A 1,290-nucleotide genomic window follows, 5' to 3' on the forward strand; every position below is an offset into this window, starting at 1 on the left:
TGTCGGAATTGGCAGACGAGCAAGACTAAGGATCTTGTGATAGTTATATCGTGAGGGTTCAAGTCCCTTCTTCCGCATTAAGATTTTTTTGGAAAATCCCTTGAAAGTTGAAATTTTCAGGGTTTTTTTTGTCAATTCTTTTAAATAAGTAGCACCGACATCTGTAATTTTACCTTCGTGTTTTTCTTTTTGCAAGGAGGTAATCTGCATGTCGAGTTGCTGAATTTCATTTGTAAGCCGATCGCTTGCAAATTCCTTTGCATATAAGCTCATGCAAATCGCCTCCTTCCCTTAAATCAATTCAGACCAACAAATCTTTTATCCAATATTCACTTGTCAATGTACATTTTTTCCTTCAAATTACATTTGGTTCAGTTTAAGGTGGATTACTAAAATATCCATTCAATAAATATGTGGGACACTTTTTATCTAAATCTGCAGTTTTTGGAAAAATTTTCTTCTCAATATACATTTGGGTGGGTTGGGGAGCTATTACTAAACTTGGAAGAAGAATTCTTCGATTCATCTATTATTTGGAACGAGTTGGAACTGATTGCTTCCTTTTTCTGACTATACATTTATTAAAGACATAAGTTAATATCAGTTTGTCATTGTACCAAGGATTGTAGTATGATTATTAGCATATTAAATTGATAAATCGCAATTTGAATACGAAAAGCAGAGAATGAATATTTGAAAGCAGACCATTAATTCCTATCGTGCTTGGTTCAATATTGAACACGAAGGTAACGTCTGGACAAAACTGTCAGATGAAGAGTTCCTTGAAAGAATCGGTGCCGCCAGTGATAAGTCCAAAGACAGACGTATGCATCCGACCGGCGTCGGACTTTTGATGTTTGGACCGGAATATAAGATAACCCCGATGACAAAACTTCAAATGGATATTATTCTTTCCAGCATGAATCCGGGAGAATGGTATCGTAGTTCTGACCTCATGGGAGTACTTGATGTCAAAGAGACACGTACAAAAGAGCTTTTGCGTATCCTTGTCGATTTAGGAAAACTCGTTGATGATGGTGCTACTAAAGGTAAACGTTATCAACTAAAAAGTTAGGATGGTAATAAGAAATTTGAAAGATAGTTTGTAAACTTGAAGTTGCGCAAAAGAACCGCAGTGTTTCTGTAATGTCTGCTTAATACTTAGTATAATCTCACCGTAACAAAACAAATATAGAGGTAGTGTCAAGTGACCTATGAAAGAAAAAGGCTCAAATGAACCTTGAAAACTGTAGATATTGATACCGAAAAGCTCTCCGAGGGCTTAGGGCG

At 36.2% G+C, this 1,290-nt stretch carries 2 protein-coding genes; one reads left to right on the forward strand and one right to left on the reverse strand.

Annotated elements, in window-relative coordinates; translation table 11 throughout:
* A partial coding sequence (locus G634_RS19520; protein WP_035800386.1) for a hypothetical protein occupies nt 1-273 on the reverse strand: 273 nt, incomplete at its 3' end.
* Between the two features lie 553 nt (nt 274-826).
* Here G634_RS19520 and G634_RS0114840 point away from each other — a divergent pair.
* Nucleotides 827-1,075, forward strand: a complete 249-nt coding sequence (locus G634_RS0114840) for a hypothetical protein (protein WP_026505919.1) — start codon at nt 827-829, stop codon at nt 1,073-1,075.
* The last annotated feature ends 215 nt before the right edge of the window (nt 1,076-1,290 follow it).

Origin of the sequence: Butyrivibrio sp. NC3005, assembly GCF_000424545.1 — a bacterium.
Lineage (GTDB): Bacteria > Bacillota > Clostridia > Lachnospirales > Lachnospiraceae > Butyrivibrio.

What these genes read in the sequence shown, in the direction of transcription:
- G634_RS0114840 (WP_026505919.1), top strand. Translation starts at nt 827, where the DNA reads ATGCATCCGACCGGCGTCGGACTTTTGATGTTTGGACCGGAATATAAG.